Here is a 19,288-nt window from a genome sequence, read left to right on the forward strand (position 1 = left end):
TGATGAGGTCTCGCTTAGCTCATCGCAATCGCCAGCAAGGTTTTACCTTGCTGGAGGTTATTTTGGTATTGCTATTAATGTCGATGGGTATCTATTCGGTTGTTATGTCAGTATCGGGTTCGAGCGAGCAAAAGATCGTTGAGCAGCAAGCCAAGCGTTTAGCTGCTCTTGTTCAATATGCCCAAGAGCAGGCGCTGCTTACTGGCTATGATTATGGCGTTTACAGTGATGCCGAAAAGTACCAGTTTGTGCGGATGGAGAAACAGCGCTGGGTAAAACTTAATGACCGAATATTTAAAGAGAAAGTATTTGAAGAACCGTATTTTCTAGAGTTAAGCCTAGAAAATGTGGAGCTCGAAGAACAAGGTTATGGCAGTGGTACCTTAGGTTTCGAAGGTGATGGTTTGTTTGAAAAAGACTTCATTACCGAGGAAGTTGAACAAACCATAGTACCGCAAGTATTGCTGCTAAGTAGTGGTGAAGTGACGCCCTTTAAACTGGTGTTTGCTTATGAAGATAGCCTTAATCGCTGGCAAGTGAGCAGTGATGATTTAGGTCAGCTCACCATCGCTCGAGATCAAGAGCAATGAACAAGCAACGGGGTATGACCTTACTAGAAGTGATGGTGGCCTTAGCGGTGCTAGCCATAGCTGGTACGGCTGTTATGAAAAGTGCCTCAGAAAACTTGCGCAGTTTATCTTACATTCAAGATAAAACCTTTGCTCTATGGATTGCCGACAATCAAATGGCCGAGCTTAAGCTCAGTAAGACCTGGCCCGGCACGTCTAGTCGAAAAGGAACCACTAAATTTGGCGATACTGATTGGCATTGGCGCTCTCAAGGGGTAGCCACTGGCGATCCTAATTTTGTGGCAGTGACTATTTCGGTTTATCGCAATGCCGAGGAAAAAGCTGCCTTGGCGGAAATAACCAGCTATGTGAGCCGTTGATGAAGCAGCGCGGTTTTACCTTATTAGAAATGCTGGTGGCAATTGTTATTTTTGCTTTGCTTACTATGGCTGCTTACCAAGTTTTGCAAGGGGTTATGCGTAGCGATGAGATTTCGCAGCGCCATGGCGAAAGCCTACAAGCCTTGCAACGCGCAATGTTTTTTATGCAGCGCGATTTTACTCAGCTGGCACCGCGTTCGGTGAGGGATGAAACCGAAGAACAGCGCCCCTTAATCATAGCTGAGAAGTATTTGTTAGAAAGCGATGACATGGGCATAGAAATGCTAGTGTTAGGCTGGCGTAATCCGCAGTCGGTGATTCGTCGTTCGCAACTGCAACGCGTAGCTTATTTACTAAAAGACGAAAAATTGATTAAACGCTTTTACAACCACCCAGATGCCGTTGTGGGTTACGAACCACGCGAGATGGTGTTGCTTAGCGATGTTGAAGAACTCAATTTCCGTTTTCATGGTTCCAGTGGTTGGAGCCAGCAAGTATCAGATAGCAACCAACTGCCGCGTGCGGTAGAAGTGACCTTGCGGCATAAAGATTATGGTGAATTACGCAGGGTGTTTTTAAGCCCCGAAGGCAGCCGTGCGGCGGTTGCCAGCCAGGCCCAAGAAGACGCCAATCGTAACACCAACCAAGGTGGTAGTGATTCGGGCACCAACAATGGCAACAATAACTCTGGCAGCCAACCTGATCCGGACGGCTCATAATGCAGAGTATTCATGCTTGCCCTCAGCGCCAACGTGGCGTAGCACTGCTTACCGTAATGCTAATTTTGGCGGTAATGGTTGTGGTGGCTGCACAGTTTAGTCAGCGCTTGCAACTCGATTTAGCTAGAGCGACTAACTTACAGCATTCGCTGCGCTCAAACTGGATGCTATCAGGCGCCGAAGCTTTTGCCTTAAAGGTGATAAAGCAAGATTTAGAAGATGATGATCGGGTGCATCTTGGCCAGTATTGGGCCACCGAAGGAATGGTGTTCCCGGTTGAAGATTCGGTGATTAAAGGTCACATTGTTGATATGCAGGCCTGTTTTAATCTAAATGCTCTAGGGCAGCCGAATAAAACTGACGGGCAACCGCCTAAAGTGGCTGATCAGTTTATTGGCTTGTTGGTGGCGGTAGGTGTTGATGCCTATAGCGCAGAGCAAATAACTGATGCAACTAGGGATTGGATTGACGCAGATACCATACCGTTGCCACAAGGTGCAGAAGACGGTGTATATGAAGGCTTAAATCCGTCTTATCTGCCAGCGAATATGCCGATGGTAGATAAAAGTGAGTTTAGAGCGGTTTATGGTGTTACTGCAGGAATATATCGCCGGGTTGCACCTTTTATCTGTGCGATACCTGAAACTGGGTTAGCGGTAAATGTGAATACTGTAGCTGCAGACCAGCCGCAACTTTTAGAAGCGCTATTTTATCCTGATCTGGATAACACCGGCGCACTGCAGGTCTTGAATGACCGTCCCGATGAGGGGTATCGTACCTTGGATGAGATGATGACTCATCCAGCGTTAGCGGGGATCCCGCTTACCCAGCCGGGTTTACAGCAAACATTGGCCTTGCAATCGAACTACTTTAAGGCGCAATTGTTAGTGGAAAATGAACAAGGACAAGCACAAATGACCAGTGTTATTCAGCGCAGTGGTACTTCTGATCTTAAAGTGATTAGACGCTCTTACGGAGACCAACTGTGAACGAACAACTCATCATTCGCCTGCCGAGCACCGGCAAAGAAGTCATTAACTGGATGGTTTGGTCCGACAGCGAGCAGGAGCTTATTGCTGCCGGTGAATTGGCCAGTAGCGCCGAGTTAGGTTTACTCCAGGAAAAGGCCGAACAGCGCCGAGTTATCGTATTAATTCCGGCCAGTGATATTAGCCAGCACCGCTTAGATTTACCTAAGTCGGCACAGCGCTCATGGCAGCAGGTTGCGCCTTTTATGCTCGAAGAGCAGTTGGCACAAGATCCCGACAGTCTACATATTTGCTTGCTCGAAAAAGGCAAAGATAGCATTGAGGTTGCCTGCGTAAGCCATCAGCAAATGGAAAGCTGGCTAGACATGCTTGAAACTGCTGGCATAGAAAGCCAAACCTGGTGTGTTGATGCTCTATGTTTACCTGAAGCCGAAGAAGGCCAAGCAACAGCCATTCAGCTTAACCAACAATGGTTGTTGCGCTTCTTTGATGGCCGGGTAATGAGCATAGATGAAGCGTGGTTAGCCACTGCTTTCCCACTTATCGCAAAGCAGTATCCTGAACTAGTCATTCAGCATTACAGCCCGGCTGCTAAGCTCGAAAATGATACCGTTGAATGGCAGGCTCGAGCACCGGAACTGCCGATGAAGCTATTAAGTGATGGTGCTAAAAAAGCCAAGCTTAATTTGTTACAAGGGCCGTATGCTGCGGCTAACCCTCTTGCTCAACTTTGGTTGCAATGGCGAAAAGTGGCGATTGCCGCCGGAGTGTGTTTTGTATTGGCCTTGGCTTATCAGCTTATTGATACCCACAAAACAGAACAACAAATAGCCAGTGTTGATGAAAACATTCGAACTGTTTACAAAAGAGTATTTCCTGAAGTTTCACGCGTTCGTGACAGCCGGATCCGTAGTGATTTTCGTAAAGCTCTTGCAGGCATTGGCGAGGCCCCTGAGCAAGACTTTTTGAAGATGATGATTCATCTGTCTACTGCTTTTGATAAAAACAAAGATCTGAATCCGATTAGCCTGCGCTATGACCACAAAAAGGGTGAAATACGCTTGCAGGCGCAAGCTAAAAACTTCCAAACCTTTGAGCAGTTTCGTCAGTCGGTTAAACCTTTTGAGAGTGAGCAAGGTACCTTGAGCAACAAAGCAGGTGCAGTGGTTGGCACTCTAGTCATAAGGAATGCGTCATGAAGCAGTGGTGGCAAAGTTTAAATAAGCGTGAGCAAAACCTGGTTACGGCTGCCGCGGTATTAGTGGCAATAGCCGTTTTGTATTGGGGCATTTGGTCACCAATAGCCGATGCTAATGCTCAAGCTAAACAGCGCTTGGCTAGCCAGCAGCAAACTTTAGAGTGGGCCCAGCAACAAGGCTCCGTGATTATTGCTAATGGGCGTCCTCAACAAACTAGCAGTGAAGTAAAAGTAAGCCAGGCCGTGAGTAGTTCGGCTCGCCAGCAGCGCATTACTATCAGCCGTATTCAACCTAAGGGTGATGAGGTAGAGGTGTGGATTGAAAGTGTGCCATTTAATCAGTTAATGACTTGGTTGAAAATGCTAAGCCAACGCTATGGCATTATTGTTGAAAACGTAGATTTAGATGAAGGTAAACAAGAAGGCATTGTTGGTGTTCGACGTTTACGTTTAGGAAAAGCTGAATGAAGAAGTACCTCGCTTTAGCGCTATTACTTATATTGGTGTATTTGGTTAGTTTGGTAGTTACCACGCCCCTGGCTGTGGTACTAAATTATGCACCGTTACCAAAGGGCATTGCGCTTAATCATCCCAGCGGCAGCATATGGAATGGCAAGTTAATCAGTGTTGATACGCCAAACTTAAGCCTAAACCAAGTAAATTGGCAGTTGAAACCAAGCGCCTTATTGTTGGGGCGAATTGCTGCTGACGTGCAGCTTGGTACTGGCCAAGAGCTACATGGAGAAGGGCAAGTAGGTTTGAGCTTTTCCGGTTGGTATGCCAAAGATTGGCAATTAGAAGCCCCTGCCAGTTGGGTGGTTGAACAGGTGCCAATGCCGCTGCCCTTATCTATTGAAGGCGATATTCAATTAAACCTGGCCGAAGCCAGCCAAGGCAGCCCTTGGTGTGAGCAATTAGCCGGGCAACTTCTTTGGCTAGGGCCGCTAATTGGTACCCCATTAGGCGAATTACGCTTAGATAACGCAAATGCAGAGCTAAGCTGTAATGAAGGGCAACCTACTATTCAGCTCAACCATAGCGACCCTCAGCTTGAGCTGGAATTGCTAGCCTCTGTTGGACAGCCTAATTGGTTGGCCGAAGGCAAAATAAAAGCGGGTGCTGAAATGCCCCAAACCATGAGTGGTAACCTTAAGTACATAGGTCGCCCAGACCCCCAAGGCTTTTATCGCTTTAAGCAACAAGGCCGCCTGCCTCGCTAAAGTAAAAGCTAGCTCTTAGAGCTAGCTTTTTTGTTTGCTTAATCCTGCTAGCCTAATAGCTCTTTAGTAAAGTGATGGTAGTCATCAATAGACGGGAAGTGGGTAAATTCTTTACTGGCTTGTTTTGAGTCTGGATTATTGATCCCCAACAGATATTTAATGCCAAATTTGTTGGCTTGATCGAGCACGGTCTCGTTGTCGTCAATAAACAAAGTTCGTTCTGGGTCAAAGGGGTGGTGCTCTATTAAAGCCTGCCAAAGCTTGGGATCTTCTTTGGGATAACCAAACTGGTGGGCACTAAACAATGTATCAAGGTATTGATCTAGGCCGGTTACTTTAATTTTGGTTGTTAGCCCGTCGGGGTGACAGTTAGTTAGCAATACCCGTTTTTTCCCAGTTGTAGCTAGTGCTTCTAAAAAGGGTTTTACATCGTCTCGCCACTGAATCTTATGTTCAACTTCTGTTTTCAAGTTGCGAATATCAATATTGGTTTTATTGCTCCAATAATCGAAGCAATACCAATCCAGAGTGCCAGACACTGTTTCGTAGTCGGCGAACAAACGCTCGCGCGCCTCATCTAAACTCAGGTTATTTTGGTGGGCGAAGGAGATAGGCAGATAGTGCATCCAGAAGTAATTATCGTAATGCAGATCTAATAAAGTGCCATCCATATCTAATAAAACGGTATCGATTTTAGTCCAGTCAAACATTCTTAGTCGCTAATCCTTGAGTGCTTCTAACAGCAATGTAACAATGACATTAAGTTAATGATAGCAGGAAGATAGATGAGCAAGCATCATCCGCCTCGATTATTAGACAGCGCCATTGCTGCCGAAAGTCGTTTCTTCAAAATTGAAGAATTACACCTCGAGTTTAGCAACGGCGAACGACGGATTTATGAACGCTTAGTGGGATCAGGGCAGGGTGCGGTAATGGTATTACCGATTACCGAACAAAATGAACTGCTGCTTATTAGTGAATATGCCGCCGGAACAGAGCGTTATGAACTAGGCTTTGTTAAAGGCTTGGTCGATCGTGGTGAAGCTGCTATTGATGCCGCTAATCGTGAATTACAAGAAGAAGTGGGATTTAAAGCACAAGATTTGCAACTACTCACCGAGTTATCGGTAGCACCGGGATATTTCTCTAGTCATATGTCGGTGTATGTAGCGCAGGGTTTGCAGCCCAGTGTGTTGGAAGGCGATGAGCCAGAACCCTTAGAAGTGATAAAGCTACCACTTGATGAGATAGATAATTTGTACGCAAATCCGGCCTTTTCTGAAGCGCGTAGTGTTGCGTCATTGCTACTCCTTGAGAAATGGTTAAAGCAGAACAAGGTGAGAAGTATATAGGATGATAGACCCTGCTAGTGTGTTGTCAGAGGTGATTGAAATTGCTCGTGGTGCTGGCGAAATTATTCGTAAAATCTATGAAGAAGGTGATTTTGTTAGCGAAGTAAAAGATGATGCTACGCCGGTAACCTCGGCGGATTATGCTGCGCATCATTACATTATGGACGCACTTAGCAAGCTTACCCCAGAGATCCCGATTTTATCTGAAGAACAAGCCGATATTAGCTTAGCGGACAGAGAAGCTTGGCAATGTTATTGGTTAGTTGACCCGCTTGATGGTACTCAAGAGTTTGTTTCTGGTAGTGGCGATTTTGCCACCGAGATTGCCTTAGTCCAAAATAACCAACCAGTGCTTGGCGTAGTGTACGGACCCATTGTGCAAATCTTGTATGCTGCGGTAAAAGGCCACGGCGCCTTTAAAGAGCAAAACGGTACACGTACTTCAATAAAAAGTCGCCATTATCCCGATAAGCCGGAGCATATTCGTGTAGCGACGAGCCGCGTTCAGCGTCCAGCTTTGCTGCAGGCAATATTAAACTGTAACTATCATTACAAGTTGTACCCACTAGGCAGTGCCAGTTTAAAAAGTTGCATGGTGGCAGAAGGTGCAGCGGATTGTTATATACGGGTAGGGCCAACCGGCGAGTGGGATACTGGTGCTCCGCAGGTTATTTTGCAAGAAGCAGGCGGTACCTTGTTAGATTTGCATCTACGCGAGCTAAGCTACAACCAAAGAGAATCTTTAGAAAACCCTAACTTTATCTCTTTGGGTGATCCACAATTACCGTGGCGCGACATATTAAAAAATCCCAGTTAGTGGGCACAAAGCTAAACTAGCAAGCCTTGGCCGCTTTAAACTCGTTTAGCTAACAACTCGGACACATCTGGCTAATATTCGTTTTTACAATGGTTTAACCTCAAGGTAATAGCGGGTATAATTTTGCCAATAATGACAAGGATGCCTAATACTGCGGTCAGTAGGCACGATGAGGAGAGATAAGGGTGAAGCTTTTGAACTGGAAAACACTGGTACTATCTATTTGCTTAACAATTGTGCCGAATGCTTTTGCGGCTGATATGTCTGATGAGGCGATTGCCGAGCGTATTAAGCCAGTGGGTGAAGTTTATCTAGATGGCGAGTTAGAAGTTGCCAAAGCACCTGCTGCTTCAAGCGGTCCTCGTGCTGGCGACGCGGTTTATAATACTTTCTGTACTGCTTGTCACAGTACTGGCGCTGCGGGCGCACCGAAGAAAGGCGACAGCGCAGCTTGGGCACCACGTATTGCCCAAGGTGATCAAACTATGTTCGACCATGCTTGGAAGGGCTTTAACGCAATGCCAGCAAAAGGTACTTGTGGCGACTGTAGTGAAGATGAAATTAAAGCGGCTATTGCTTACATGATTGAGTAAGCGAACGCTTAAATCAAAAAACACCACGCATTGCGTGGTGTTTTTGTTTGTACTGCAAAATGATAGCCGCTTAAGTGCTTAACTGTTTTTTCGGCGGCGTTGTCGCTTCTTAACTTTTTGTAACTCTTCCACCATCTTTTTACGCTCTTCTTTTTCTGCCACAATTTTAGCGGTTTCTACTTTCTCTACCGCAACCATTTCAGGCGTTTCTAGGGTGATACGACCAATGGTGGCATCGCGTAATTCATTAAGAATAATGGTGGCTGCTTTAACATAATCAACCTGTCCGCCGCGCACTAAACAGCCTCGTTTACGACCAATCTCTTCCATCAATACAACTTCAGATTCTGGTAATTCTTCGAGTTTATAACGTGCCTTAAGCTGCTCTGGGTAGGCTTGTAACAAGTACTCACAGGCGAAGGCGGCAACATCATCGTATTCCATAGCGGTGTCTTTAACTGCACCGGTGGCTGCTAAGCGGTAACCGCTGGCTACGTTATCGAACTTTGGCCACAAAATACCCGGTGTATCCGAGAGGATAATATTGCCATCTAAGCGGATCCGCTGTTGCGCCTTAGTTACAGCTGGCTCGTTGCCGGTTTTGGCTATTTGGCGGCCGGCTAAGGCATTAATTAAGGTAGACTTACCAACGTTAGGAATACCACATATCATGGTGTGAATAGGTTTATCTACGCCGCCTTTGTTAGGCAACATGCTTCGGCACAGCTTAAGTAAGTCTTGGGTTTGATTACCTTGAATGGTGCATAGAGGGATCGCTTTTACACCTTGCTCTTGTTCAAAGTATTCTTGCCAAAGGGCAGTAGTTTTGGGGTCGGCTAAGTCGCTTTTATTCAGAACCTTTATACAAGGCTTGTCGCCACGCAGGCTAGCTACCATTGGGTTTTCGCTGCTGTAGGGAATACGCGCATCCAATACTTCGATGATTAAATCGATTTTAGGCATCACTTCTTTAATTTGTTTTTGGGCCTTGTGCATATGCCCTGGATACCATTGAATAGCCATTTTATCCCACCTCAACTGCGTAATTGGCGCTCATTGTACTTGCTAAATTGTTAAAGTGTAGCGCTTTGTGATCGAACTATTAGTTCATATCGCTCTATTTAAGTACATTTATTAAGCAGATAGAAAAATCTTTCAGTATTCTTTGCAACTAGCTGCTATGGTTTTAGCATCGATTAATTCAACTGCTGGTTTGTTATCGCTAGCAGTGTAAAAGGACAATCTTAGGGAAGAGATAATGTCTAGCAGTGAACTACCTAGTGATATTGATTTGGAACCTCAGCAGCCGGTGGAGCAGCACACATCTGCCAATCATCGTTCCGGCATCAGCTTACAAGCCCGCTATGAGCATCATAAAGCTCGTCATAAGCATTATAAAAAAGGCTACAAACACCTTCGGCGCTATCGTTGGATTAGCCTTGGTTTAGGCATTGTGAGTTTTAGTGCGGTATTCTCTTTGATGGCAGTGTTACCCACTTACAATGAAGTAAAAAATGATTATGACGATAGCTTGGCCGAGCTCAAAATCATTGAAGATCAAAACCGTCAGCTCAAGGAAGCCTTGTTGATAGAGCGCCGCAACAACTTTGATCTGAATAAAGAGAATCACCCAGAGCTACGAATTTTCGCCTTTAATACGCTAATCGCTACTGACCAAAGCAATATACGCTCAGCTTTTTTTGAAGCCTCTGACGATATGGGTAAAAAAGTGGCAATTAGTTATCAGTTATTGGCCGAAGGCCCCCTTGAGCAGGCTTTAGCACTAGTGCTTATTGATCAAACTGGTCAGCAAGTTTTCCAACATACTATTGATTTTGGGGAAGTGCCTCCGAAGCAAGGTGAGTCTTTAACTGTGGAAAGCACTATCAATCTAGATAAAAATCTAGATGTTCGTTACTTTAGAATTGTTGAACTGACTGAAGAATAGACCATTAGCTGGCCGAGTTAATAAGAGGAGCTTAATGCTCCTTTTTTGTTGCCTATTAAGCGCTATACTGCCAGAAAATCGATTAACTTTGCTGTGAGGGCAAGTATGTATATCAGCGATAAATTTGATAGTGGCAATATTCGAGTTGTAGAACTCAATGATCCTCAAAATATTCAACTAGAGATAAAGCACGATAATCAATCGGAGTTTTTCCAATGGTTTCACTTTCGTTTTGAAGGGCCGTTGGAGAAACAATATCGTTTTTCTCTGCTCAACGCGGGCCAATCTGCCTACGCTAAAGGCTGGCAAGGTTATCAAGTTGTCGCCTCTTACGACCGTGAAGAGTGGTTTAGAATTGATACCGACTTTGATGGCGAGCAATTACACTTCTCTTTGCTATTGGAGCAGCCTAGCGTTTATTTTGCCTACTTCGCGCCTTACAGTTATGAGCGCCATCAGGATTTACTGCATACCATGCAGCAGGATTATCGGGTAAACCTCACAACCTTAGGGCAAACCTTAGATGGCCGAGATATGAGTTTGCTTAGTGTAGGCGATGCTGAGAACGCTAAACATAAAGTTTGGGTGATTGCCCGTCAGCACCCGGGTGAAACCATGGCCGAATGGTTTGTTGAAGGCTTGTTAGGCAATTTGCTGGACCAAGACAATCCCCTAGCAATGAAGCTGTTAGAAGACACCGTGTTTTATGTGGTGCCTAATATGAACCCCGATGGTTCGGTTCGTGGGAATTTAAGAACCAACGCTGTGGGGGCTAACCTAAACCGAGAATGGCAGAATCCTACTATGGAGCGCAGCCCCGAAGTGTTTCTAGTGAGAGAGAAAATGCTCGAGCTAGGTGGAGACTTGTTTTTAGATATTCATGGCGATGAAGATTTACCCTATAACTTTGTAGCGGGATGTGAAGGTATTCCTTCTTACAATGAGCGCCACAAACTGCTCGAAGACACCTTTAAAGAGGCGTTTATGGCAATATCTCCTGATTTTCAAGATACCCATGGTTATGCCAAAGACGAGCCTGGACAGGCTAACTTAACCATTGCGGCGGCATGGTTAGGCGAACAGTTTAAAACCCTGTCTTACACCATCGAAATGCCTTTTAAAGACAATGCCGACATGCCCGACGAAGCCTTTGGCTGGTCGCCGGAGCGCGCAATGCAGCTAGGTTGCGATGTATTATTCCCAATAAAGCAAACCCTAGCCAAACTTTAAATAGACTATGAGCACCTGGCTAGTAGCTGGGTGCTTGTCGGCTTTTTTTACACTGTTCACTTGCGATAAATCATCACGCCAATCATCTTTTCTCGGCTTTGTTCATTGATAGGCCATCAAATTGTGAGCAAGCTCACTATGCATCTATCTAATGTTTGTCAAATATCTATACAAATATAACTGTTTGATTTGTAAATAAATAATGACGTTGAATCTAACTTCATGAAAAGTATGCAGTTCCTTTCGTGGGAGCAATTTATGCATGCAAAGCTCTTGTAACAGAACATCTAACAAACCGCATGGAGTGCTAAATGAGAATAATAAAAGCAAGCATGGTTAGTATTGGCTTCGGTCTTTTGCTTTTAACGCAAACGGCTACAGCTACAGTGATGTATGACCAAAATGTAACTAACGATGTGATATTTGGAAGTGGTAATGCTAACGGTGCTTTTACCGTTGATCGACAAAATGGCATCGAGTTGGGCTTAAGAGCAAAGCTACGTTTTGACGAGTTTAATAACCCGCAGAATATCTTTAATAGCAACGGTGATGGTACTTACCAATTCGACAACATTGCACCTCCTACAGGCTTTGGTTTTGCACCGGGTTCTCTGGCTACCGCCATTTGGAATTTTGAATGGTCGATAAACAGCAACTTTGATGGTAGCGGTGGGACCTTAGATAGCCTTTCATATTTGTTAGAAATTGATTTTGACCCTAGCGCGGCCACTAACTTTATTGGTTTCGATCCGGTCAATGTATCGAACTCTGACAACGCTTTAGGCGATAACAGCACTGGCAATGGTGGAGGTTTGGTAGACCCAACTAATTACGCTAGTTTGCTCAGTGTGTATAACTTGGCGCAAAACTCATGGAACATGGAGTTTGCCCCTATCGATTTTGTTTCTACAGAAGTAGGTATATTTGATTTTGCATTAACCGCTTTTGGACCGCAGGATGAAGTGTTGGCACGTACCTCTATTCAGGTAATTAATGCCACAGTTGCAGAGCCGCAAACCTTGCTTATTATGTTGTTGTCATTAGCGGGTTTAGCGTGGATTAGACGTAAAACAAGCTAGTAAACATCAAAATAAAAAGGAGCTCAATAGAGCTCCTTTTTATTGCCTGTTTGGCTAATTTCTTAGCTAAGAAAGCTAATATAAGTTTGTAGCACTATCAGGTTCACAATGTCGATGAAGAAGGCTCCAACAATGGGTACCACCATAAATGCTGGTGGTGAAGGGCCATTGCGAGACACTAGCGCACTCATATTCATCACCGCCGTGGGGGTAGCTCCTAAGCCAAAGCCACAATGCCCGCCAGCGATTACTGCAGAGTCATAACCTCCTCCCATAAAGCGGTAGCTAACATAGCTAGCAAACAGGGCGATCATAATGGTTTGGCAGAGCAAGATAATGAGTAGTGGTAAGGCTAAATCAAAAATCTCCCAGAGTCTTAAGCTCATTAAAGCCATCGACAAAAACAGCGATAAAGAGAGTGTGCCAAGTAAGTCGACACATTCGTGGTTAATTTCATAGCGGCCACTAAACTCGCTGGCGTTGGCTATCAGTACCCCAAAAAACAAAGCGTATACAAAATCAGGCATTTTCAGCCAAGAGAGGGCAAGTTCGGTTTCCAAACCTTTGGCTATCTTGGCCATTACCACGCAAACCAGTAACAAAAATAGCACTTCGATCACTGATGTTGGGGTAACTAAATCTTCTTCTTTGCGGCTATAAGTGACTAAATCCGGGTGGGTTTTGTGGTGGCTTTTTCCCTTGGAGAAGGGTGACTCTAGGTTCTTTTTGTTAATTAGCCGTTGGCCAACAGGGCCACCGATAATTCCGCCCATCACTAATCCAAATGTGGCGGCGGCCATGGCAAACTCTAAGGTTTGAATATTGTATTCATCGGCAAAGATCTGGGACCAAGCTGCGCCTGTTCCGTGCCCGCCAGAGAGCGTAATGGAACCGGCGAACAAACCCATCATAGGCTCTAAACCAAGCAAAGTAGCTAGTACTACACCCAAGCCGTTTTGTAGCACGATATACAGTGAAGCAATAGCGAGGAAAACAAAGACTTTCCTGCCGCCTTTAATCAGTAATTTGTAGTTGGCAGCAAGGCCAATGGTTGCGAAGAACATTAGCATTAGGGTGTCTTGCAAGGGCAGCGCAAAACTAAGCTCAATACCGCGCATTTTAAGTACAGTTATTACAATGGCTATCACTAAACCGCCAACAATTGGCTCGGGAATGTTGTACTTTTTGAGGATGGCCACATAGTGGCAAATAATGCGCCCGATAAACAATACGGTAAGGGCCACAAGAAAAGATTCCAGTTCTCCAACTGAATAAACAGTGTCCATATATTCAAAGCCTTACAAAGAAATCGACCTATTTATTTAGTGTAGTTGGCGGTTTGCTATGTGTGAGGGTTTTATTGTTAACAATTGCTGAAGATTTAAGGTAAATCGGAAGGGTAAAGCGAGGGGGCAGAACAAATCAGCGGCAAAAATAAGGCTAAGCATTATTATGCTTAGCCTTTTATGTACTAGCGAAGAGTTACAAACTCTTCTGCGCTAGTGGGGTGAATCGCGACACAAGCGTCAAAATCAGCCTTAGTTGCGCCCATTTTCATGGCTACACCAAAGCCTTGTAAGATCTCATCCATGCCTAAGCCAATGCCGTGAAGACCTACTACTTTTTGCTCTTCGCCAGCACAGATTAGTTTCATCTTGGTTACTTGGCGGTGTTGCGTAACGGCGGTGTACATGGCTCCAAAGCTAGAGTTATACACTTTTACGTTATCTTCACCGTATTGAGCAATAGCTTCTGGCTCGGTTAAACCGATGGTGCCAATGGCTGGGTGACTAAATACTACGGTAGGGATTAAGTCATAATCCATTTTCGCGTTAGTTTGGCCATTGAATAAACGCTCAGACAATAAGCGTCCAGCTTTTACTGCTACAGGAGTCAATTCAACTTTACCGATATTGTCACCTACGGCATAAACGCCAGCAACGTTGGTATTTGAGTACTCATCAACCTTAATGTAACCACGTTCATCGGTTTCAACACCAATGCCTTCTAGGTTAATTTTGTCATTGGCGGGTTCACGGCCAATTGCCCAAATTACACTATCTACTTGCAAGCTATTACCATTTTCAAAGCTCACAACTAGGCTGTCATCAGCTTGTTTTTCAATAGCTTTTGGCGTGCTATTGGTATGTAATGTTGGCCCGTCTTCGGCCATTATCTCCACTAAGGTTTCGCTTAGCATAGGATCAAAGTTACGCAGCGGAGCATGCTTGCGAACGGCTAAATGCGTTTCGCTGCCTAGCGAGTGCAATACGCCAGCGAGCTCAACCGCAATATAACCAGCACCTAGCACCAATACTCGCTTGGGTTGCTCGGTAAGAGCAAAGAAACCGTCGGAATCAATGCCTAGCTCGGCGCCAGGAATATTAGGAATCGTCGGTCGGCCACCGGTAGCAATAAGAATGTGTTTTGCGCGGATTTGTTCGCCGTTTACTTCAACAGTATTAGCGTCGACAAACTTGGCAAAGCCGTTGATAACGGTCACGCCATTATTGCCTAACACGCGGTCATAAGAGCCATGGATACGCTTAATGTAGGCTTCGCGGCTCGCCACTAGCGTAGACCAATCGAACTTATTTACCTGAACATCAAAGCCATAGTCTGGAGCGTAGCGGTGAATGGCTTCTGCAACTTGAGCGCCGAACCACATGGCTTTTTTGGGTACACAACCCACATTTACACAGGTGCCGCCAACGTGGCGGGCTTCAACTAAGGCAACTTTTTGTCCATACATAGAGGCACGATTTGCCGAGGCGATACCGCCACTGCCTGCACCAATGCATAGGTAGTCGAATTCTCTCATTAAGGTACTCCGAATAGGGGCCGAAAACTTGCAGCAGTATAGCCTGTACTAAAGACAGATGTTAATCAGCTTTTTGCGCTTGGTAAGGCAAGCGGATAGAAAAGTGCACCCCTTCATCAGGTTTGCTATCAAAAGCAATGTGCCCTTTAAGTAGCTGAACCACTAGGTTGTAGACAATGTGTGTGCCTAAACCACTGCCGCCTTGGCCTCGTTTTGAGGTGACAAAGGGGTCAAAAATTCTCTGAGCAATGTTGCTATCTACGCCGCGTCCCGAGTCGCGATAGTCGATATGCAGTTGGTCGTCTTCTCGGTGAATGGAAATGTCGATACGTTTATCACCTTCCCAGCCTTCAAAGCCGTGTTTAACCGAGTTTAAAATCAAGTTGGAATAGATTTGAGTAAAGCTCCCAGGGAAGCTGTAAAGCTCTAAGTCATCATCACAATCAACGACTATCTCACAGCCCGAACGTCTAATTTTGTGGCCTAAGGAAGTGATTACTTGGTTAACATTCTCGTTAAGGTTAAAGGTGTAACAAGCCTCGGAGCTTTGGTCTACCGCTACTTGTTTGAAGCTGCTGATAAGGTCGGATGCACGTCTTAAGTTGTTAAGCAGTAATTCGGTAGATTGGTTGAGGTTTTGAATCAATTCTTCCATAAACTTGCGGCTTAATTTTCCGCTCTCAATATTCTTCTCTAGCTGGTTACCTTGCTCTTGCAAGTAAGAGGCGGCTGTTACACTAATGCCAATTGGCGTATTAATCTCGTGGGCAACGCCGGCCACTAAGCCACCCAACGATGCCATTTTTTCGGCTTCAACCAGAGATTGCTGAGCGTTTTTAAGCTTGTCGAAGGCGCTGGCTAATTGCAGGTTACTTTCTTCTAGTCGCTCGGTACGAGATTGCACTTTTTGCTCAAGTTCATCGTTGAGCTCTTTAATCTCTTTCTCAACGCGTTTGAGAGGAGTTACATCGTAACCAAAGGCAATCATTCGTGATACATGGTTGCCCTCGTAAAAAGGCACAAAGGTCCACAGTAGGGTGTATTGATTGTTGGCTTGATCCGTAAGAGTTAATTCTTGGTCTTGAATAACCCGCAACTGGCGCAAATCGGTTTCAATTTTTTCGCGCATATCATTATCAATAAATACGCTTAGCCAATTTTGCCCTTCTAATTCTTCTTGGTGGAATCCGGTGAGCATTACCCCTGCAGGGTTAGCGGTGAGCACATTAAGCTGATTATCAAGGGTGACAATAACCGCGTTACTCGCATTAATTACCGTTGCAGAGAAATCGCGCTCATGTGCCAGCTGTTCAGTAGCTTTGAGTTTTTGATCAAATTCATGGTCGATCTTTTGGGTCATTTGGTTAAGGGTATTAACCAGTTCTCCTAACTCATCGTTACGCGTTTTATTGCCAGTATCAATTTTTAACGGTGCGCCTAAGTTATCTAGGTCAAGGTTGCGGGTGTACTCCACAATGGTATTTAGATGGCGCACAATCACGTAATAAATGATGAACAAAATACCAATAGAAACCACTAAGGTTTTCACGGTTTGGCTGATTAAGATCAGCATGGCTTTTTGCCACAAGCGCTCATAAACCTGCTCAAGTGAGGCTGCCACAAACAGTTTACCTACCATTTCACCTTGATAGATAAGTTCAAATTCTTGGGATAAGTCGTAACGGTCAGCAGAGCGGCCGCGCGCTAGCAAAGGTACCTCAGAAGATCCTAGGATTTCTTTTACCAACACATATTGCATATTGGGCAAATTCATAATGCCCTCAATTTGTACCTCAACTTGCTCTTCGTCTAAGTTCCATAAACTGGCGGCGATGGGTTGCAAAAAACTTACTTCAATTTGATCAATGCTTTCTTCGATAACTTGAACGTCTTGTTTGTAGTCGTAGCGAAGTTGGATAAGAGTGATGATAAGAGCAAGCAGGGTAGAGCAGATAAGGATGTAGGACAGCATCCGTAATGATAGGCTGTTAGTGCCTTTATTTAAGGCTAGTTTTTGCCACAGCCCTGAGTTTTCAACTCTTGGAGTATTGTTATTATTGTCCATTAATCGATGAGTCCTGTTGGTCTAGGTTATTGATAAACCAAGAAACCAAAATAATCCCTAAGGAAATCATAGTCTAATTCAAAGCTATGTAAACTGTCCAAATCACTAAACGTGGGTTGATTTACAAATTTTTAGCCCCAGATTAATCTATTCATAGCTAACATTTCTCAATCTTTAAGGATCCCCTATGAGTAACCCTTTACTTGATTTACCTGGATTACCTCCGTTTAGCAAAATTAAACCTGAACATGTGCAGCCTGCAGTAGAGCAAGTGATTGAGGAATGCCGCACCACCATTGACGAGGTGCTTCAGCACGCTACGCCAACTTGGCAAAACTTTATCTTGCCCTTGGATGAAGTGAATGACCGTTTAAGCCGTTTGTGGTCACCAGTGAGCCACTGTAACTCGGTGGTAAATAGCCAAGAGTTGCGCGAAGCTTATGAAGCTTGTTTACCGCTATTGTCTGAATACAGCACCTTTGTTGGCCAACATAAAGGTTTGTATCAAGCCTACAAACAACTTGCCGATAGCGATGCCTTTGCCAGTTATAATCTAGCCCAGCAAAAATCGATTAGTGACGCATTACGTGACTTTGAATTGTCGGGCATCGGTTTAGAAGCCGAGCAGCAAAGCCGTTATGGTGAGATTGTGAAGCGCTTGTCTGAGCTATCTTCGCAGTTTTCTAATAATGTATTGGATGCCACTTTAGCTTGGCAAAAACAGATTACCGATGTAAATGACCTCGCCGGTCTGCCAGAGTCTGCTTTAGCTGCCGCTAAACAAGCCGCAGAAGCCAAAGAACTTGATGGCTACTTACTAACGTTGGAGTTTCCAAGTTACTTGCCGGTGATGACCTATGCCGACAAACGTGAGCTGCGTGAAGAAATGTACCGCGCTTTTAGCACCCGCGCCTCGGAGCAAGCAAGTACCGATGAAAAGTTCGATAACACCGCGATTATTGACGAAGAGCTAGAGCTGCGTAGCGAGCTAGCAAAACTGCTGGGTTTTGATAGTTACGCCGATAAATCGTTAGCCACTAAAATGGCTGAGTCACCCTCTCAAGTATTGGGCTTTTTGAATGACCTTGCTGCACGCTCTAAGCCGCAAGCTGAGCGCGAATTAGCCGAGCTAGAAGCCTTTGCCAAAGAGCAGCATCAGGTATCTGACTTAGCGGCTTGGGATATGGCCTATTACTCTGAGAAACTAAAACAACATACTTACGCTATTTCTGATGAACAGTTACGCCCTTACTTCCCAGAAGACAAGGTACTTGGCGGTTTGTTCGAAGTGGTTAAACGCCTATTTAAGGTTGAGGTAAGCGAGAAGCAAAACGTAGATACCTGGCATTCTGACGTACGCTTTTTTGAAATTAGCGACCAAAGTGGAGAGTTGCGCGGCTCGTTTTATCTAGATTTGTATGCCCGCGAACATAAACGTGGTGGCGCTTGGATGGATGGTTGTATTGACCGTCGTGTCGATGCCAAGGGTGAACTGATTAAACCTGTTGCTTACCTAACCTGTAACTTCAATAAACCGGTAGGTGATAAACCAGCGCTATTCACTCATGATGAAGTGATTACCTTGTTCCATGAGTTTGGTCACGGTATTCACCACATGCTTACCAAAGTGGATGAAGCGGCGGTTTCTGGCATTAACGGGGTGGCCTGGGACGCTGTAGAGCTACCTAGCCAGTTTTTAGAAAACTGGTGTTGGCAAAGCGACGCACTGGCCTTTATTTCTGGTCACTACGAAACAGGTGAGCCGCTGCCACAAGCGCTACTAGATAAAATGCTAGCGGCTCGCAACTTTCAATCGGCGATGACTATGGTGCGCCAATTAGAGTTTTCGTTATTTGACTTCCGCTTACACCACGAGCCAGCCAATGGCCGTAGTGTATTAGATCTATTAAACGAAGTGCGTGCACAAGTATCGGTAATTAAGCCACCTAGCTTTAACCGTTTTCAGAACAGCTTTAGCCATATTTTTGCTGGTGGCTACAGTGCAGGCTACTACAGCTACAAATGGGCTGAAGTATTGTCGGCAGATGCCTTCTCTAAATTTGAGGACGAGGGTATTTTCAACCCTGAAACTGGCTCGCATTTCTTGAGCAATATTCTTGAGAAAGGTGGCTCACAAGAACCTATGGAGCTGTTTAAAGCCTTTAGGGGGCGTGAGCCTAAAGTTGATGCTCTGTTGCGTCACTCTGGCATTGCTGCCTAATTTTGCGGGTAAAAGATCAATTAAAACGCGGCTAAAGCCGCGTTTTGTTTATGTAAACTTGGCCAAACTGTTAGCCACAATCGGTGG

Annotated in this window: 19 protein-coding genes; 14 read left to right on the forward strand and 5 right to left on the reverse strand. The window is 45.0% G+C overall.

Annotated elements, in window-relative coordinates:
* The first annotated feature begins 2 nt into the window (after positions 1-2).
* Genes gspH through K5620_RS01630 form a run of 7 tightly spaced genes read left to right on the forward strand, consistent with a single transcriptional unit; the run spans position 3 to position 5,075 of the window.
* Complete coding sequence (gspH, locus tag K5620_RS01600; protein ID WP_016399779.1) at positions 3-590, forward strand: type II secretion system minor pseudopilin GspH; 588 nt, start codon at positions 3-5, stop codon at positions 588-590.
* On the forward strand, positions 587-949 hold the full coding sequence (gspI, locus tag K5620_RS01605; protein WP_040306579.1) for a type II secretion system minor pseudopilin GspI: 363 nt from the start codon (positions 587-589) through the stop codon (positions 947-949). The genes gspH and gspI overlap by 4 nt, the downstream gene beginning before the upstream one ends.
* Positions 949-1,668: a type II secretion system minor pseudopilin GspJ gene (gspJ, locus tag K5620_RS01610; RefSeq protein WP_016399777.1), complete on the forward strand. Its 720-nt coding sequence runs from the start codon at positions 949-951 to the stop codon at positions 1,666-1,668. Before gspI ends, gspJ begins: the two co-directional genes overlap by 1 nt.
* Positions 1,668-2,657, forward strand: coding sequence for a type II secretion system minor pseudopilin GspK (gene gspK, locus K5620_RS01615; RefSeq protein ID WP_016399776.1), 990 nt, complete (start codon positions 1,668-1,670; stop codon positions 2,655-2,657). The genes gspJ and gspK overlap by 1 nt, the downstream gene beginning before the upstream one ends.
* A complete protein-coding gene (gene gspL, locus K5620_RS01620) occupies positions 2,654-3,856 on the forward strand; it encodes a type II secretion system protein GspL (RefSeq protein WP_016399775.1) in 1,203 nt (400 codons plus the stop codon). Before gspK ends, gspL begins: the two co-directional genes overlap by 4 nt.
* Entirely contained in the window at positions 3,853-4,323 is a 471-nt protein-coding gene (gspM, locus tag K5620_RS01625; RefSeq protein WP_016399774.1) for a type II secretion system protein GspM, read from the forward strand. The genes gspL and gspM overlap by 4 nt, the downstream gene beginning before the upstream one ends.
* Positions 4,320-5,075, forward strand: a complete 756-nt coding sequence (locus K5620_RS01630; protein ID WP_016399773.1) for a type II secretion system protein N — start codon at positions 4,320-4,322, stop codon at positions 5,073-5,075. The genes gspM and K5620_RS01630 overlap by 4 nt, the downstream gene beginning before the upstream one ends.
* 47 nt (positions 5,076-5,122) lie before the next feature.
* Here the strand turns inward: K5620_RS01630 and yrfG are convergent, their stop codons facing one another.
* On the reverse strand, positions 5,123-5,785 hold the full coding sequence (gene yrfG, locus K5620_RS01635) for a GMP/IMP nucleotidase (RefSeq protein WP_016399772.1): 663 nt from the start codon (positions 5,783-5,785) through the stop codon (positions 5,123-5,125).
* A gap of 75 nt (positions 5,786-5,860) precedes the next feature.
* Here yrfG and nudE point away from each other — a divergent pair, with 75 nt between their 5' ends.
* The 3 genes from nudE to K5620_RS01650 all read left to right on the forward strand — a co-directional run bounded on the left by nudE (position 5,861) and on the right by K5620_RS01650 (position 7,837).
* Positions 5,861-6,427 carry an ADP compounds hydrolase NudE gene (nudE, locus tag K5620_RS01640; RefSeq protein WP_016399771.1) on the forward strand — a complete coding sequence of 189 codons (567 nt, stop codon included), beginning with the start codon at positions 5,861-5,863 and terminating at the stop codon, positions 6,425-6,427.
* 1 nt (position 6,428) lies between these two features.
* Positions 6,429-7,244 carry a 3'(2'),5'-bisphosphate nucleotidase CysQ gene (gene cysQ / locus K5620_RS01645; RefSeq protein ID WP_016399770.1) on the forward strand — a complete coding sequence of 272 codons (816 nt, stop codon included), beginning with the start codon at positions 6,429-6,431 and terminating at the stop codon, positions 7,242-7,244.
* 185 nt (positions 7,245-7,429) lie between these two features.
* Entirely contained in the window at positions 7,430-7,837 is a 408-nt protein-coding gene (locus K5620_RS01650) for a c-type cytochrome (protein WP_016399769.1), read from the forward strand.
* A gap of 78 nt (positions 7,838-7,915) precedes the next feature.
* Here the strand turns inward: K5620_RS01650 and ylqF are convergent, their stop codons facing one another.
* Positions 7,916-8,860 (reverse strand): ribosome biogenesis GTPase YlqF, encoded by a 945-nt coding sequence (gene ylqF / locus K5620_RS01655; protein WP_016399768.1) that lies wholly within the window; start codon positions 8,858-8,860, stop codon positions 7,916-7,918.
* A gap of 235 nt (positions 8,861-9,095) precedes the next feature.
* Between ylqF and K5620_RS01660 the strand changes: the two genes are divergently transcribed.
* The 3 genes from K5620_RS01660 (at position 9,096) to K5620_RS01670 (ending at position 12,094) form a co-directional block, all read left to right on the forward strand.
* Positions 9,096-9,785: a hypothetical protein gene (locus tag K5620_RS01660; RefSeq protein WP_016399767.1), complete on the forward strand. Its 690-nt coding sequence runs from the start codon at positions 9,096-9,098 to the stop codon at positions 9,783-9,785.
* Positions 9,786-9,890: 105 nt separating this feature from the next.
* Positions 9,891-11,015, forward strand: coding sequence for a M14 family metallopeptidase (locus tag K5620_RS01665; RefSeq protein ID WP_016399766.1), 1,125 nt, complete (start codon positions 9,891-9,893; stop codon positions 11,013-11,015).
* Between the two features lie 311 nt (positions 11,016-11,326).
* A complete protein-coding gene (locus K5620_RS01670) occupies positions 11,327-12,094 on the forward strand; it encodes a PEP-CTERM domain protein (protein WP_016399765.1) in 768 nt (255 codons plus the stop codon).
* Positions 12,095-12,156: 62 nt separating this feature from the next.
* On the opposite strand, the gene gltS is transcribed toward K5620_RS01670, so the two are convergent.
* From gltS to K5620_RS01685, 3 genes are all read right to left on the reverse strand, one after another.
* Entirely contained in the window at positions 12,157-13,380 is a 1,224-nt protein-coding gene (gene gltS / locus K5620_RS01675; protein ID WP_016399764.1) for a sodium/glutamate symporter, read from the reverse strand.
* A 185-nt stretch (positions 13,381-13,565) separates the two neighbouring features.
* On the reverse strand, positions 13,566-14,915 hold the full coding sequence (gorA, locus tag K5620_RS01680) for a glutathione-disulfide reductase (RefSeq protein ID WP_016399762.1): 1,350 nt from the start codon (positions 14,913-14,915) through the stop codon (positions 13,566-13,568).
* A gap of 61 nt (positions 14,916-14,976) precedes the next feature.
* Positions 14,977-16,980, reverse strand: coding sequence for an ATP-binding protein (locus K5620_RS01685; RefSeq protein ID WP_016399761.1), 2,004 nt, complete (start codon positions 16,978-16,980; stop codon positions 14,977-14,979).
* 187 nt (positions 16,981-17,167) lie between these two features.
* Between K5620_RS01685 and prlC the strand changes: the two genes are divergently transcribed.
* On the forward strand, positions 17,168-19,201 hold the full coding sequence (prlC, locus tag K5620_RS01690) for an oligopeptidase A (RefSeq protein ID WP_016399760.1): 2,034 nt from the start codon (positions 17,168-17,170) through the stop codon (positions 19,199-19,201).
* Positions 19,202-19,288 lie beyond the last annotated feature (87 nt).

Origin of the sequence: Agarivorans albus (assembly GCF_019670105.1) — a bacterium.
In the GTDB taxonomy this organism is placed as follows: domain Bacteria; phylum Pseudomonadota; class Gammaproteobacteria; order Enterobacterales; family Celerinatantimonadaceae; genus Agarivorans; species Agarivorans albus.

What these genes read in the sequence shown, in the direction of transcription:
- gspM (WP_016399774.1), top strand. Translation starts at nt 3,853, where the DNA reads ATGAAGCAGTGGTGGCAAAGTTTAAATAAGCGTGAGCAAAACCTGGTT.
- yrfG (WP_016399772.1), bottom strand. Translation starts at nt 5,785, where the DNA reads ATGTTTGACTGGACTAAAATCGATACCGTTTTATTAGATATGGATGGC.
- prlC (WP_016399760.1), top strand. Translation starts at nt 17,168, where the DNA reads ATGAGTAACCCTTTACTTGATTTACCTGGATTACCTCCGTTTAGCAAA.
- cysQ (WP_016399770.1), top strand. Translation starts at nt 6,429, where the DNA reads ATGATAGACCCTGCTAGTGTGTTGTCAGAGGTGATTGAAATTGCTCGT.
- K5620_RS01665 (WP_016399766.1), top strand. Translation starts at nt 9,891, where the DNA reads ATGTATATCAGCGATAAATTTGATAGTGGCAATATTCGAGTTGTAGAA.
- nudE (WP_016399771.1), top strand. Translation starts at nt 5,861, where the DNA reads ATGAGCAAGCATCATCCGCCTCGATTATTAGACAGCGCCATTGCTGCC.
- gspK (WP_016399776.1), top strand. Translation starts at nt 1,668, where the DNA reads ATGCAGAGTATTCATGCTTGCCCTCAGCGCCAACGTGGCGTAGCACTG.
- K5620_RS01660 (WP_016399767.1), top strand. Translation starts at nt 9,096, where the DNA reads ATGTCTAGCAGTGAACTACCTAGTGATATTGATTTGGAACCTCAGCAG.
- gspJ (WP_016399777.1), top strand. Translation starts at nt 949, where the DNA reads ATGAAGCAGCGCGGTTTTACCTTATTAGAAATGCTGGTGGCAATTGTT.
- gltS (WP_016399764.1), bottom strand. Translation starts at nt 13,380, where the DNA reads ATGGACACTGTTTATTCAGTTGGAGAACTGGAATCTTTTCTTGTGGCC.
- K5620_RS01685 (WP_016399761.1), bottom strand. Translation starts at nt 16,980, where the DNA reads ATGGACAATAATAACAATACTCCAAGAGTTGAAAACTCAGGGCTGTGG.
- K5620_RS01670 (WP_016399765.1), top strand. Translation starts at nt 11,327, where the DNA reads ATGAGAATAATAAAAGCAAGCATGGTTAGTATTGGCTTCGGTCTTTTG.
- gspH (WP_016399779.1), top strand. Translation starts at nt 3, where the DNA reads ATGAGGTCTCGCTTAGCTCATCGCAATCGCCAGCAAGGTTTTACCTTG.
- gorA (WP_016399762.1), bottom strand. Translation starts at nt 14,915, where the DNA reads ATGAGAGAATTCGACTACCTATGCATTGGTGCAGGCAGTGGCGGTATC.
- gspI (WP_040306579.1), top strand. Translation starts at nt 587, where the DNA reads ATGAACAAGCAACGGGGTATGACCTTACTAGAAGTGATGGTGGCCTTA.
- ylqF (WP_016399768.1), bottom strand. Translation starts at nt 8,860, where the DNA reads ATGGCTATTCAATGGTATCCAGGGCATATGCACAAGGCCCAAAAACAA.
- K5620_RS01630 (WP_016399773.1), top strand. Translation starts at nt 4,320, where the DNA reads ATGAAGAAGTACCTCGCTTTAGCGCTATTACTTATATTGGTGTATTTG.